Source organism: Phascolarctobacterium succinatutens (assembly GCF_023497905.1).
Lineage (GTDB): Bacteria > Bacillota > Negativicutes > Acidaminococcales > Acidaminococcaceae > Phascolarctobacterium_A > Phascolarctobacterium_A succinatutens.
This window is the reverse complement of record NZ_CP097284.1, coordinates 503965-517987: the sequence shown is the minus strand read 5'-3', so window position 1 is coordinate 517987 and position 14023 is coordinate 503965. Positions and strand designations below refer to the sequence as shown.

Sequence of the window (14023 nt, the reverse complement as noted above, 5' to 3'; positions counted from 1 at the left end):
GCTGTGAGGGAACGCAGCCGAATTTTGGAGGATGTGCTTATGCAAAATAAATATGCTGTTTATGAGGAGGCGCTGGCGGAGGAGCTTATTCCCGCCATGGGCTGTACCGAGCCTATCGCCATTGCTTACTGTGCTGCTGTATGTCGCGAGCAATTAGGAGCTTTCCCTGAGCAGATTGAAATCTGGGTTAGCCGTAATATTATCAAAAACGTTAAGAGCGTTGTTGTACCGAATACCAACAAGATGAAGGGCATTGAGGTTGCCTGCGCTGCTGGTGTCGTTGCCGCTCATTCCGAGCGTCAGCTGGAGGTTCTGGCTTATATTAACCAAGAGGAAAAGGCTGAAATTAAGGCGTTGGCTGAATCCGGCAAGATTAATATTCACGTTTCCGAAGAACCGGATATTTTCTATATCCGCATTTTTCTGGCAGCAGGCGGCAATAATGCTGAGGTAACTATTCGTACGGACCACACTAATGTTACCTGCATTAAGAAAAACGGCGCTACTGTTTTGGAAAAACCGATTGTGCCTGCCGAAGAAGAGGCTAAGAGCCTGTGGAGAATCGAGGATGTTCTGGATGCGGCCCGCAATATGCCGTTAGATAATGTTAAGCATCTGCTGAAACGTCAGATTGATTTCAATATGGCTATTTCCAAAGAAGGCCTGACCAATGATTACGGCGCAAGCATCGGCAAAATTTTGCTGCGTCGCGATCCGGACAGCCTGCGTATCCGCGCACGTGCCAGCGCTGCTGCAGGCAGTGACGCGCGTATGAACGGCTGTGAGCTTCCGGTAGTAATTACCTCCGGCAGCGGCAACCAGGGTATTACCGCTTCTGTTCCTGTTGTTGTTTATGCACATGCATTGGCTGCAGGCGAAGAAAAAATGCTGCGTGCAGTACTGCTGAGCGACCTTGTTACCATTTACCTGAAGCAGGGTATCGGTAAGCTGTCCGCATACTGCGGTGCTATCAGCGCAGGCTGCGGTGCCGGTGCGGCAATCGCTTTCCTGTATGATTGCACCGATGACCAGATCGAGCATGCTGTAGAAAATGCTCTGGCTATCAACAGCGGTATTATCTGCGACGGTGCAAAATCCTCCTGCGCAGCTAAGATTGCTATGGCTGTTGAAGGCGGTCTGATGGGCGTTGATATGTCCGTTGCTGAACGTAACTTTGCCGGCGGTGACGGCATTGTCCAAAATACTGCCGATGAAACCATTGCTGCAGTCGGCAAAATTGCCAGCCAGGGCATGGTAGAAACCGATAAAGAAATTATTGATGTAATGCTTGGCCTGTAATAAAGCCAAAAAATTAGAGAGTCTGCGGTTTACGCAGGCTCTCTGTTTTTTATCCGCTATATAATTATTCTTCTACCATTTTGGTAAGCTCTTCTACATGCTCGGTAGCAGTAAGGATATAGATAAAATCGCCGCTGAGCAGACGCGTGTCACCTGCCGGGATGAGCTGTGATTCACCGCGCTTGACATCAACTAAAAGTGTATTCGGCGGCCAGGGAATATCCTTGATAAGCTTGCCGCTGACGCTGCTGCCGCTGCAAATTACCAGCTCGATAACATTGCGTTGCTCCAGTACAGCCGGTTCCGGCGCTTTTTTGTGCAGCATGCGCTGCATCAGCTCCTCGTAGATGGGCTTGCTGTGGCACAGCTCCGCAATGACGAAGGCCACCATGGCAGCAATCGCCAGCGAAAGCAGCTGCTGGTAGCTGGCTGTCATTTCCATAATCAGTACGGTGCCTGTGATAGGCGCGCGTACGGAAGAAGCAAAAAGCGCCGCCATAGCAACTACCATAATATTTGTGGCATATGCAGGCTCAATCCAGCCAAGCATAATCAGCATCTGGGCGCAAATGCTGCCGCAGAGAGCGCCGATAACGAGCATCGGCAGGAAGAAACCGCCGGGAACGCCGCAACCGTAGCTGATGAGCGTAAAAATCAGCTTGCCTGCAAGAAAAATCAGCAGAAGCTGTAACGATACAGGTGCTTTGGCCAGATGATTAATCAGATCGTTGCCGCCGCCCAAAACCTCCGGCAGGAAGTAACCCAGAATACCGGCGCAGATGAGGGCAAAGGCAATCTTCTGTACAGGGCGCTTGAAGCAGGGCAGGCTGTAAAAGCGGCCTATATTCAGCAGTCCCCAGTTAAAGATAACGCCTGCCAGACCGCTGGCAAGAGCAACTAAAATGACGATGCCGTAATAGCTGATGGGAAGCAGTTGTAAGTAGGGGATATCAAAAATTGTCGCACGACCGAAAATAGCGCGGGAAATAATCGTCGCAGTGAAGGCTGCTGCCATTGAGGGCAGCAGAACCATGATGGAAAAGTTGCGGTGCAGCTCCTCCAAAGCAAAGATTACACCGGCGAGCGGAGCGTTGAAGGCTGCTGCCAGACCGGCGCTGGCACCGCTGGTCAGCAGATAGCGTTCCTCCATGCGGGTGCGTCCCATAAGACGGCTGACGCCCTGCGCAGTTACTGCGCCTAGCTGAATAGACGGGCCTTCGCGTCCCAGGGAAAGACCGGCGCCGATGCCGATGATACCGGCGGTGAGCTTAACCCAGAGAATGTGCAGCCAGCGCATTTTCATCAGGCCTAAAATTGCTCCCTTAACCTGCGGAATGCCGCTGCCGGCGGCCATAGGCTCGATGCAGTTGAGCTTGTGCAGGATGAAGGCGATGGCGATGAGCACGGCGAACCAGCAGGCGTTGATGCTCCAGTCGCTTACCCACAGGCGGTTGTAGAGCGCTCCACGCAGGTATTCCATCTCCGAGAGGGCGAAGCGGAAGAAGCTGATGACTATACCGGCCAAGATACCGGTGAGGATGCCCTCCGCAAACAGGCGCAGGCGGAAGTTGTGCATGTTGCTGAGCGAACGGTAGGTTTTGAATTTTTGTTCTTTATCGTCCATAAATATAACTCTTTTCTTCGAATTTTTGTAACTAATATTATAGCACAAAAATAACCTTACAGATGCACAGAATGCTCATATAAAAAGAAGTTGGCACAAATATACCAACTTCTTTTGCCTGTGTATTGATACCGGAAGAAATATCAGAGGTTTTGTTGTATTTTACTGCAGGAGCTTCAATTTAAAATAAAAATAAAGCGTATAATAGTTATACACCTTAATCAGTATATTCTACTCTTAAGCAGAGTTTAACAAGTTCTTCCTCAGGCTTAGAAGTAGACCAGAAGTTGCGCAGCGGGAAAAGATATATGCCTCCATGCATATGCAATTTATTTTGTTCGACAAATTTTAATATGCGTTCTTTTATTTTTGAATCAATTACTCCATAATGAGCATTGCAGTAAACGCACAGATATAAGCCTTTTTCTTTCGTTTTCTTTATTGGATTATTATAATGTAATTTGCTATTTGCGCTAATAAATACGTTGTATTGCGTTATAAGATCTTTGTAGAAGAATTCATTGCTGTCATAATGAAAGCCCATCAGATATTCCTGAAAGGACGGATGAGAAAATACTGGCAGCATATGCTTAGCCAAAATATTCATTCGATGTTTAATAGGTGTTTGGAAACTTATATCCTCACTAAAATAAAGATGTTCTTCCTCTTGAAGTTCCAGCAGAATCTGGTTAAGAGGCAGATTCTGAATATCGTTTAAAGCTGTCCTTTGAGTCTAAGCCTCAAAAAATAATCAGCCTGTATGTTTATGGTGACGAGGTGCTTTTAGGCCTTGTTGACCATAAGCGTATAGCAGGCCTGTCCAAATGGGTGCATGATGAGGATTTGGCCATGGGTGCCAAGGAGGCTAAGGATGTTACCAAAATTGCGGAAAGCAATCCGGAGGCTATTCTTGCACTGAATCCTGATCTGGTGCTGTTGCCGGACAGCAGTAAGCCGGAGCAGATTTCCAGCTTGGAGGATGTGGGAATTAAGGTTTTTGTTTATCCCGCCGCATCCAGACTGAGCAATATTCCCAAGACGATTAAGGCTATCGGCGGTGCTGTAGGCGAAACGGAGCAGGCTGAAAAGCTGATTGCCGAGATGCAGAAAAAAATCAGTGCGGTTGAAGCTAAGGTTAAAAAAATGCGGCCTGAGGACAGAAAAAAAGGTCTGCTCTTTCTGCGCTTTGGCGCTATCGGCGGCAAGGGGATTATCTTTAACGATATCATGACTGCTGCCGGCGTAGAGGACTGCTATGAGGCAGCACGTCATACAATTGCGGACAAACCCGGAACGAGCCGTATTTTGAGTAAGGAAGAAGTAGTACAGGCAAATCCTGACTACATAATTATCGCTACCTGGTCTCAGGGCGGTGCTTATAAGGCAGGCAATGCGCAATTAGAAGAACTCTATGCTGATCCTGCTCTGGCTACGGTAACCGCTGTAAAGAAAAAACAGGCGATTGTCATTCCGCAGGGTTATGTAAATTGTCTGTCGCAACATGCCGCTGACAGTGTAGAGCTTCTGCATGAGGCAGTTTACGGCAAATAGACACAAAGGTCTTTGTGTGATATTAAATAACATTTTATGGGGGTGGCGGTTTTATCTGCTGCCCCTTGTTTTTTGAGGAGAAGAAATATGCTGCAAAAGAAAAACTATGACGCTGATATTTTACATAATATCAGACGCTTGAGCGAAGTAAATGAGCAAAGGGATATTAAACCGCTGATGGCAACATCCTTCCCGGGAACTCATTGCCCGCTGATGGGTGTTCTGATGACCGTGAGACAGCTGCCGGAGGCAGTTACAGTTATCGTAGGTACGGATGAATGTACCTATTATTCCAAGCTGCTGGCGAATATGAAAATATTCGGCAGTCTTAAGGAAAGCTGTGTTTCAGTAGTAATAGATGATTATGATGTGACCTTCGGTACGATTAAGAAAACTAAAAAGGCCGTTGCCGAAATTTTTGAGGCAGGAGCTCCTAAATGCATAGTATTGGTAACAACCTGCGTTCTGGAAATCATCGGTGATGATTATGATGCACTCGTTGATGAGCTGGAGGAAAGGTACCATGTGCCGATTCTGCTTGTGCGTACGGAGCATTTTCAGTGTCGGGATCATCTGCCGGGTATCGAAAGAACATTGACTGCCACTGTAAAGCTGATGCGGAAAATGCCGACGGAAAATGTTGTCAATATTCTTGGCAATGGTGCTCCTTTGCAAAAAAATTCTGTTTTGCTGCAGCTGCTGGAGCAGGCCGGCGTACAGTTAGGACTGCAGCTTCCTGGCAAATGCAGTCTGCAGGATTTGGCGCTTGCAGGAAGAGCGAAGCTGAATATTGTTGTTGATGAGCTAGGATTGGAGCTGGCAAAGCAGATGCAGGAAAAGCTTGCTGTGCCTTACGTTTACTTCCCACCGATGTGTAATCCGCACAAGGTGTTGCAGGCCTATCAGGAGCTTGCTGCTGCTTTGGAAATGGAGCTGCCGCAGATTGTTACAGAGTCTTTGGAGGAATGCCTTGCTTTGCAGCAGCAGGTGCAGGATAAGCTGCAGGGTATTGGCTATATATATGGCAACAGTCCGTATAACTGTTGGGAGCTGAATACTTATCTGGCAGGATTAGGACTGCAGCCGATGATGATACAGATGAGCACTCTGAAAAACAAGGAAGCAAAAAAAGAGCTGCTGCAATATGCGGATCCTTATGTCTGCAAGAGTGCCAATCTGGCAGCGATGGAATTTGTCTATGATAAATTAAAGCCTCAGCTGTATATAGGCAGAAGCTTTACCGACAGCCTGGAAAGAAAAGGGATTTTCGGTATAGACAGTATGCCGGGACAGGATGTACTGGGCTTTGCAGGCTGTTTCGGCTTGCTTAAGCGTTTGCTGGATTTTACGCAGACTCAAATAGAGGAGAAGTGATTATGGCTTTGATAAGAAATTTTCCGGTGCCGTCTGACAGAATGGCCATCATCAGCACGCTGCTGAATATAGAAGATGCAGTTGTTTTGGAATATGGTCCCGAAGGAACAACACATTTCAGCATGAATTTTTTCAATAAGCTGGGGCAGGATTATCCTGACAGACTTTTTACTACCGGTGTAGATGACAGTGATATTATTATGGGCAGTACAGAGCATCTGGAAAGAGGCATTTTGGAGCTGGATGCTTTATATTCGCCTAAGGCTATTTTTGTGCTGACTTCTTCTGTAACATCTATCATCGGTACGGATATTGCGGGAATCTGCGATAGCCTGCAGAGCAAGGTTCAGAGCAGGCTGATTCCTGTAAATACCTCCGGTTTGGGCGCAGACTACAGCGCCGGGTTGCGAAAAATCTATCTGCAGCTGGCAGAGCTGTTTGTACAGCCTGACGCAGCCAAGCAAAAAGGACGCTATAATATTTTAGGTGCATCACCGCTGCATTACAGAGCAGAATCCGATATCTGCGAAATCACAAGATTGCTGCGAGAGGGCTTCGGCTGCGAGCTGCTGCATTGCCTTGCGATGAATATGACTACGGAGGCGCTTGCCGAGCTTAGCAGTGCCGAGCTGAATATTGTTCTTACAGCAGAAGCGGTTCCCAGTGCCGAATATCTGCAAAGCGTTACCGGTACGCCTTATGTTTATCTGCCGCCTTACGGTTATAGTCAGACGAAAGAGTTTTTAAATAGCGTTGCAGCGGTTATAGGGCAGCCGGTTAAGGAAGCTATGCTGCAGCGTTTGGAGGAAAAAAAACGCAGACTGAAAATGCTTTTAAAGTCTCCGCTGCTTAGCAGAACTCCCGGTACGGTATTTTTAAAGGGTGATTATGATACAGTAAAAGGCTTGGGTGCATTCTTCAAGGAGTTGAAATTTAATGTAGCTCACAGTGTATGCACACATAAAATCACCGGTACTGCTGCGGAAGGCATAGAGTACTTTAAGGAAGAGAAGGAATATCTGCAGCTGCTGAAGGATATTCGTCATTGTCTTGTTATGGCTGATGAGGATACTGTTGCGCAAGCTGACATGACAAACTTTAAAGTTTGCGTAAGCCATCCCTGTTACAGTCACAGGACAATTGCCAAGCATTTGCCGTTCATGGGCGAAAGAGGTGCGGATATGCTTTTTGAGTATATTCAGCAGTACGTGAATATGTAACTTCAATTTTGGTTGATTATTGGCAGACAAAAATCCCCTTGGGCTTTCAAGCTCAAGGGGATTAATAATTTTCAACCAAATTTAATTTAAGCCTTGGCAGGTTCTGCTTCTACAGCTTCTTCCTTAGCGTAATCCGGGTCAAATTTCGGATTCAGGTAGTTTTGGTAAGCCCATGCCAAAAGTGCACCGGAAATATTGTGCCATGCGGAGAATACTGCGCCGGGAACGGTTGCGGCAGGCAGAGCAGCGAAGTGTGCTTTTGCCAGGCCGGTTGCCAGACCGGAGTTTTGCATACCAACTTCGATGGACAGAGCAACAGCCTTTTTCCAGCTGAGGCCGGTGAAGCGGGCGATGGCAAAGCCAAGAGCGTAACCGCAGCAGTTATGCAGAATAACTACCAGCAGAATCAGGCCGGGAGCCTTCAGAATCAGGTCGCGGCTGGCGCCGATAACACCTGCGATAATCAGAGAAATTGCAATGGAGGATACAGCTGGCAGATAGTCGGTTGCTGCTTCGGCAAGCTTGGGCAGGAAGGATTTAACAGCCAGACCTAAGCAGATAGGCAGAATAACGATTTGGACGATGCTCCAGAACATGCCTACCGGATCGAAGTTAATCTTTTCACCGATAATCATGTAGGTGATGAACGGAGTCAGAATCGGAGAAAGTACAGTGGAAACACTGGTCATGGTTACGGAAAGTGCAACGTCGCCCTTGGACATAAAGGTGATTACGTTGGAGGAGGTACCGCCGGGGCAGGTGCCTACCAGTACAACACCGGTGGTCAGTGCCGGGTCCAGATTGAAGGCAACGGACAGCAGGTATGCCAAGAAGGGCATTACGAAATACTGAGCGCAGCAGCCGATGATAATATCAAGCGGGCGTTTAAGAACAAGTGCGAAGTCCTTCAGGTTCAGTGTGGTGCCCATGCCGAACATTACGATACCGAGCATGCAGCTCAGAACGCTGATGCCGTGTACCTTGCCTAATACCCACAAAAAGTTCTGCGGCATTGTGAGGCCGAGAACCAGAAAAACGATGGCGATGATGCCAAAGAATTTGCCGATTAAAGCACAAAATTGTTTCATTATGAAATTACCTCTTTCCCTTAATAAAAAATAATAATTTATGAAGAGTAGCATCAATGCTCTCTCCTTTGTCTGTAATGTCCACTATTATAACAAAGACAGAAGAGGAAATAAAGAGTTTGCTGTAAAAAACTGTAAAAAATTTTAAAAACGGTGGAATTGTGTTATAATGTTAATATAAATTGCGAAAAATACGGACGGAGGTACGCTACTTGTATACTATAAGCAGAGATTACCGTAAAGAAATTGTGATTGAAAAATCACGTTTTATCTGCTCGCTGAAAAAGGTGCACAGTGAAGCAGAGGCCCAGGAGTTCATTAAGGCCGTAAAAAAAGAGTTCTGGGATGCAACGCACAACTGCTCCGCCTATATCGTGGATGATCTGGCACAGCGCTCCAGTGACGATGGCGAGCCGAGCGGTACTGCCGGCATTCCGATGCTGGAGGTACTGCGTAAAAACGGGCTGACGGAAACAGCAGCCGTGGTGACACGTTACTTCGGAGGCATTAAGCTAGGCGCAGGCGGACTTGTGCGTGCTTACAGCGGCAGCGTGGCAGGCGCGGTGAAGGAAGCTGGCTTGGCACAGAAAATTTTGCTGGGCTATTACAGCTTTTTATATGATGTGAACAGTGTCGGCCGCATTCTGAATGTGCTTTATCAACAGCAGCTGTTTGAAATTGCCGATGTGCAGTACGACCTGCGCGCCAAGGTTATCCTCAAAATGCGCGCGGAGCAAAAGGCAGAGGCCGAGGCTTGGCTGACAGAGAACCTCAATCAGCAGATAGAGCTGGAGCAGGAGGGCACAGAGTCCGCTGAGGTGGCGCTGTAGCTTTTAATAGGAAAAACTATACGAACAACCTCCCTCTGATATGTACCCCCAATACTGGACACCCAGTATTGGGGGTATTTTAATGAAATACAGCTATAAGTTCAAAAGACAGTGTGTAGAATTATATCGACAAGGTAAATGGCCTGAAACGCCTAAAGATATAACAGAAAAAAATTTCCACAATACAATCCGAGTTTGGGTTCGGATAGAAGATAAATGTGGTCCAGAAGCATTAAGACATAAAAATCAGAGAAAAACTTGGTCAGCAGAAGAGAAATATGAACTTGTAGCCAAAGTATTAGCTGGTGCGTCAAATAAGGAAACAGCTATTTCTGCAGGAATTAACGCTGGACTCTTGTATCAGTGGGTTAGATGCTATAAAATTAAAGGGTAAACCGTACCCTTTGTCAAGGACATTTTTAAGAGAAAGAGAGAAGCAGCAGTTCCTGCCGGAACCGCTGCTTCTTAGTTTTTATTAAAGGCTCTGTCACAACAAATGGTTGATTTTTGACGAGAAATAGCGTATAATAATAGTAAGAAACAGTACCACCGAAGGAGGTAATTGGATATGCCTACTATCAAAGACGCATTAGATATTATCGGTAAGTTGACTGTCGCAGAGCAGGAAAGCCTTAAAACAATGCTTTTAAGTCCTGCCTTTGTAAAGTCTTTGAATATTGAAGATTTCGTAGCAAAGGAACGCTTTGCAAATGGTCGTGTATGCCCTCTTTGTGGCTGTATCCATGTGGTTCGCAATGGTCATCGTAAAGATGGCACACAGCGATATGTATGTAAGGATTGTGGCAAGTCCTTCGTGATTGCTACGAACTCCATTGTGTCTGGTACAAGAAAAGACTTGTCCGTGTGGGAGCAGTACATTGATTGTATGATGAATGGCTTATCCATTCGTAAGACTGCTGTTGCTTGTGGGATTCACAGAAACACCGCATTCCTTTGGAGACACAAGATTTTGGATGCACTTCAGAATATGGCAGACGATGTTACCCTTGACGGCATTATTGAGGCTGACGAAACTTTTTTCGCCATCTCGTACAAGGGCAATCATAGCAAGAGTAAGACATTTGCTATGCCACGCAAGGCTCATAAGCGTGGTCATTCTACACATATCAGAGGCTTGTCCCAAGAAAAGGTATGTGTTCCTTGTGCGGTTAATAGGAATGGCTTGTCTATCTCCAAGATTACGAATACTGGTAGAGTTTCTACAAGAGATTTACATCATATTTATGATGGTAGGATTAAGACCAATTCCACTCTTGTTACGGACAAGATGAACTCCTATGTGAGATTTACAAATGCCAATGGCATTGACCTTGTGCAGTTAAAGACTGGCAAAGCCAAGAAAGGCATTTATAATATCCAACATATCAATAGCTACCATAGCCAGCTAAAGAGGTTTATGCGTGGCTTTAACGGTGTTTCTACCAAGTATCTGAACAACTATCTTGTGTGGAATAACCTTGTAAATTACGCCAAAGAAAGCGACATGGAGAAAAGGAACATCTTCTTAACTTTTGTTTTGGCAACATTGAAAACTGCTAAATGCAGAGATTTATCAAACAGACCAGCAGTTCCTCTGGTCGCCTAATTAGAATTTGTGGAGATGATAAGATGGTCAATATAACAGATGTAAAACAGATTCTTCAATTTGCAATAGATGCGGAGATTAAAGTCTTTCTTGATGGTGGATGGGGTGTAGATGCTCTTCTTGGATATCAGTCAAGAGCCCATAATGATATTGACATTTTTGTAGAAAAGAACGATTATCAGAACTTTATAGAAATAATGAAAGCTAATGGCTTTTATGAGATTAAGATGGAATATACAACATTGAACCATACTGTATGGGAAGATTTGAAAAACAGAATTATTGATTTGCATTGTTTTGAATATACGGACGAAGGTGAAATTCTTTATGATGGGGATTGTTTTCCGGTAGAAACTTTTTCGGGTAAAGGAAGAATTGAGGAAATAGAGGTTTCCTGTATTGAACCATATAGTCAAGTAATGTTCCATCTGGGATACGAGTTTGATGAAAATGATGCACATGATGTGAAGTTATTGTGTGAGACACTTCATATCGAAATTCCAAATGAGTATAGATAACTGCAAATAACAGTTTGTAGGGGAGTTCTGATACTCCCCTATAAAAATGGCTATTTATCAACTGTTTGTTGTGACATAGCCTTATTAAAATATCCTCAATGGGTAAAGGCCTGTTTTTACATACTCATAATACTCGTTTGGGGATAGCTTGGCTAACTTCCACTGGTACCTATCGTTATTGTAGTAATCCATCCACCTATCTATTTCAGCTCTTAAGGCCTCAAAGTCTTTGCATTTAGATATATGTATTTCGTCCTTCATGTGTCCATAAAAGCTCTCTTGTGGTGCGTTATCCCAACAATTTCCTCTTCTTGACATGGATTGCCTAAGATTAGCATCATGGACTAACTGCATAAATTTATAACTTGTATAGTGTGAACCCTGGTCGGAATGAATTATAGTTTCACTAGAGATTTCATTACCATGCTTTGCTAGTACCATATTAACAGTTTCCAACACAAAATCTATTGCCAGAGAATCACTCAGACAATATCCTAATACTTGCATTGTATAGGAGTCTAGAATTGTAGATAAATAACAGTATTTATCATTTAATGGTATGTAAGTTATATCTGTTAACAATACTTTTCTAGGTCCATGTTCTTTAAATTCCCGGTTCAAAAGATTAGGAGCAACCTTATTGGTTCTCAAAGCTCTTACCATTTGCCTGTATGGATTTGGCTTTCTAATTGGGCATCTCAAATTGTACTTTACCATTAGCCGCCTTATCTTTTTAAGATTCATCAGCACTGGCTTCTCCAAATGTAACAACCTCATATGGATGCCGCGAATGCCTTTGTCATAGCCCTTAAATTTATATGCCTCAAGAATTTTACTAAAATCTGCTCTATCCTTCTGTTCATGTTCATTACGGGAATCCATATTGCTTAACCAATTATAGTATCCAGATCTAGTAACATGAGCGAGTTTACATAAATGGGACACTTTCAATTGATTATCTGGCTTAGATACTAAATCATGAATCAATTGAAATTTTCTATTCGACAACCCAAGAGATATTTCACGTGCTAGTCTGATTTGTCCAAAGAGCACAGCTTTTTTAAGAAATCTACCTCCTGTCTAAGATATGAGAGTTCGTACTGCATAGATGCTATCGCTGCCTCGAATGGCAAATCGCTATAATTTTTATTCTTAGGTGGAGGCTTTACTTCACCACCAACTCCCTGAGTGAGAGGTTTTCCAGATTCCATTGCCTTCTTTAGCTTAAAAGTGAAGTTGTTTATTCTGTAAGCACCTAAAATATTAGGGTCATATCCTAACTCCTTAAAAATAGACACTGGTGAAAAACCTTGAAGGTAAAGTTTCCAAAATTTCTCCTTAAACTCTACCGTCAATAATAACATGTTATAAGTTACTCTGTAGGTGTATGGATTCTTACGTAACAGCTCCATTTCCTCTTCAGTAAAGCGCTTTACAGCCATTTTGAGCACCTCCGCCTTTTATCCATAGTATAACATACAGTTTGGGAAAAAGTCGCTCAAAAACGATTTAAGACCAAGGAAAAGAAAAAAGTGTCCATTTTTAGGGATTGACCAAAAGAAAGCTGTCCAATTCTAGTATTTTTCTTGAAAACTGTCCAAAGTAACTCTCTTTTCGTTCTCTCTTAGTGTCCAGATTTAAACAATAAGTTAAAGGGACACTTAAGTCATAAATGCAAATATAATTCATGTAGACTATGTTGCTTTAATGCCCATATCGCTTTCTATACTACCTACCAAACTGTCCATGACTATGGGTACATTATAGGGTATCAGGGATTGGTCGCACAACGAAAAGGACGACCACCCAAGGAGCCTGAAATGAAGAAAAAAATAGAGCCGGCAGAACTTACTCCATCAGAACGAGAAGAAATGATTCTGCTCAGAGCAGAAAATGAGCGCTTGAGAGCGGAGATTGCTATTGTAAAAAAAGAGATTGCCTTGAGAGAAGAGAGATGCGCAGCGCAACTCAAGGCGAAAAAGCTGCGCTCGTCCAAAAACTGCGTGAAGAAGGTTACAAACTGAATTATTTGCTGGATGCGATTGGACTGTCGCGTTCAACGTACTATTACGAGCTTAGCAAGACAGATAAAGTTAGCGAACGAAATGCCGACTTATCATCCGAAATTATTGTTATCTTCAACGAGAACAAAAAGCGATATGGTGTAAGGCGCGTACATAAGGAGCTTCTGAATCGAGGTTTTCGAGTAAATCACAAGCGTGTCCAACGAATCATGAATCAGCTTACCTTGTTTGGAAAATGTCCCAAGGAAAAATACCACTCCTATAAAGGCGATGTTGGCAAAGTTGCTGATAATATCATCAATCGAGATTTCAATACCGAAAAACCTTTGCAAAAGTGGACAACCGATGTATCGCAGTTCAATCTGCCTTGGGGCAAATGTTATCTTTCTCCGATTTTGGATATGAACAGCAATGAAATAATCTCTTACAATCTTTCTCTACATCCAGATATGGCGCAAATAAAGGACATGCTGAAAAAGGCATTTAAAGGTTTTCCTTCTGTAAAAGGTCTTATTATGCACTCAGATCAAGGATGGCAATATCAGCATGCATTTTATAGGAATGAATTGCAAAAGCACGGAATCATTCAATCAATGTCTAGGAAAGGTAACTGCTATGACAACTGTATTATGGAAACTTTCTTTGGCAGATTAAAAAACGAGATGTTCTACGGATTTGAAAAAGATTACCCTTCGTTTGAATCTTTTTCAAACGCTATAGCTGAGTACATCGATTATTATAACAACAAAAGAATTCAAGCTAAAACAAAATGGATGCCTCCCTCTAAATTCAGAGAAGCATCCATGATGTAAATATAATTATTCAAATTTTTAGCGGTGTCCAGAAAACTGGGTACATATCATCTCCGGGCCGGCGGCTTTTTTGATTA

Annotated in this window: 15 protein-coding genes; 10 read left to right on the top strand and 5 right to left on the bottom strand. The window is 43.9% G+C overall.

Features of this window, described 5'->3' with window-relative positions:
• Positions 1–39 precede the first annotated feature (39 nt).
• Entirely contained in the window at positions 40–1299 is a 1260-nt protein-coding gene (locus M5E81_RS02470; RefSeq protein WP_040565057.1) for an L-cysteine desulfidase family protein, read from the top strand.
• Between the two features lie 64 nt (positions 1300–1363).
• Here the strand turns inward: M5E81_RS02470 and M5E81_RS02465 are convergent, their stop codons facing one another.
• Both M5E81_RS02465 and M5E81_RS02460 read right to left on the bottom strand, forming a co-directional pair.
• The gene (locus M5E81_RS02465) at positions 1364–2923 is read right to left on the bottom strand and encodes a ClC family H(+)/Cl(-) exchange transporter (protein ID WP_009145368.1); all 1560 of its coding nucleotides are present in this window, start codon (positions 2921–2923) and stop codon (positions 1364–1366) included.
• A gap of 217 nt (positions 2924–3140) precedes the next feature.
• Entirely contained in the window at positions 3141–3521 is a 381-nt protein-coding gene (locus tag M5E81_RS02460) for a hypothetical protein (protein ID WP_249747795.1), read from the bottom strand.
• 122 nt (positions 3522–3643) lie between these two features.
• Between M5E81_RS02460 and M5E81_RS02455 the strand changes: the two genes are divergently transcribed.
• The 3 genes from M5E81_RS02455 to M5E81_RS02445 all read left to right on the top strand — a co-directional run bounded on the left by M5E81_RS02455 (position 3644) and on the right by M5E81_RS02445 (position 7068).
• On the top strand, positions 3644–4474 hold the full coding sequence (locus M5E81_RS02455) for an ABC transporter substrate-binding protein (RefSeq protein ID WP_336604770.1): 831 nt from the start codon (positions 3644–3646) through the stop codon (positions 4472–4474).
• 87 nt (positions 4475–4561) lie between these two features.
• Positions 4562–5848 (top strand): nitrogenase component 1, encoded by a 1287-nt coding sequence (locus tag M5E81_RS02450; protein ID WP_249747793.1) that lies wholly within the window; start codon positions 4562–4564, stop codon positions 5846–5848.
• A gap of 2 nt (positions 5849–5850) precedes the next feature.
• The gene (locus M5E81_RS02445; RefSeq protein ID WP_009145363.1) at positions 5851–7068 is read left to right on the top strand and encodes a nitrogenase component 1; all 1218 of its coding nucleotides are present in this window, start codon (positions 5851–5853) and stop codon (positions 7066–7068) included.
• 86 nt (positions 7069–7154) lie between these two features.
• Here the strand turns inward: M5E81_RS02445 and M5E81_RS02440 are convergent, their stop codons facing one another.
• Positions 7155–8156 (bottom strand): bile acid:sodium symporter family protein, encoded by a 1002-nt coding sequence (locus tag M5E81_RS02440; protein ID WP_249747792.1) that lies wholly within the window; start codon positions 8154–8156, stop codon positions 7155–7157.
• A 212-nt stretch (positions 8157–8368) separates the two neighbouring features.
• Here M5E81_RS02440 and M5E81_RS02435 point away from each other — a divergent pair, with 212 nt between their 5' ends.
• The 4 genes from M5E81_RS02435 (at position 8369) to lnu(C) (ending at position 11110) form a co-directional block, all read left to right on the top strand.
• The gene (locus M5E81_RS02435; protein WP_249747791.1) at positions 8369–8986 is read left to right on the top strand and encodes a YigZ family protein; all 618 of its coding nucleotides are present in this window, start codon (positions 8369–8371) and stop codon (positions 8984–8986) included.
• An 82-nt stretch (positions 8987–9068) separates the two neighbouring features.
• On the top strand, positions 9069–9380 hold the full coding sequence (locus M5E81_RS02430) for a transposase (protein WP_249747790.1): 312 nt from the start codon (positions 9069–9071) through the stop codon (positions 9378–9380).
• Positions 9381–9554: 174 nt separating this feature from the next.
• On the top strand, positions 9555–10592 hold the full coding sequence (locus tag M5E81_RS02425; protein ID WP_002837184.1) for an IS1595-like element ISSag10 family transposase: 1038 nt from the start codon (positions 9555–9557) through the stop codon (positions 10590–10592).
• 23 nt (positions 10593–10615) lie between these two features.
• On the top strand, positions 10616–11110 hold the full coding sequence (gene lnu(C) / locus M5E81_RS02420) for a lincosamide nucleotidyltransferase Lnu(C) (RefSeq protein ID WP_019543803.1): 495 nt from the start codon (positions 10616–10618) through the stop codon (positions 11108–11110).
• Positions 11111–11194: 84 nt separating this feature from the next.
• On the opposite strand, the gene M5E81_RS02415 is transcribed toward lnu(C), so the two are convergent.
• A complete protein-coding gene (locus M5E81_RS02415) occupies positions 11195–12163 on the bottom strand; it encodes an IS3 family transposase (protein ID WP_050787068.1) in 969 nt (322 codons plus the stop codon).
• Positions 12139–12552 (bottom strand): HTH domain-containing protein, encoded by a 414-nt coding sequence (locus tag M5E81_RS02410; protein WP_009144403.1) that lies wholly within the window; start codon positions 12550–12552, stop codon positions 12139–12141. The genes M5E81_RS02415 and M5E81_RS02410 overlap by 25 nt, the downstream gene beginning before the upstream one ends.
• Positions 12553–12930: 378 nt before the next feature.
• On the opposite strand from M5E81_RS02410, the gene M5E81_RS02405 reads away from it, so the two are divergent.
• Both M5E81_RS02405 and M5E81_RS02400 read left to right on the top strand, forming a co-directional pair.
• Positions 12931–13134: a hypothetical protein gene (locus M5E81_RS02405; protein WP_249747789.1), complete on the top strand. Its 204-nt coding sequence runs from the start codon at positions 12931–12933 to the stop codon at positions 13132–13134.
• Positions 13065–13946 carry an IS3 family transposase gene (locus M5E81_RS02400; protein WP_249747005.1) on the top strand — a complete coding sequence of 294 codons (882 nt, stop codon included), beginning with the start codon at positions 13065–13067 and terminating at the stop codon, positions 13944–13946. The genes M5E81_RS02405 and M5E81_RS02400 overlap by 70 nt, the downstream gene beginning before the upstream one ends.
• Positions 13947–14023 lie beyond the last annotated feature (77 nt).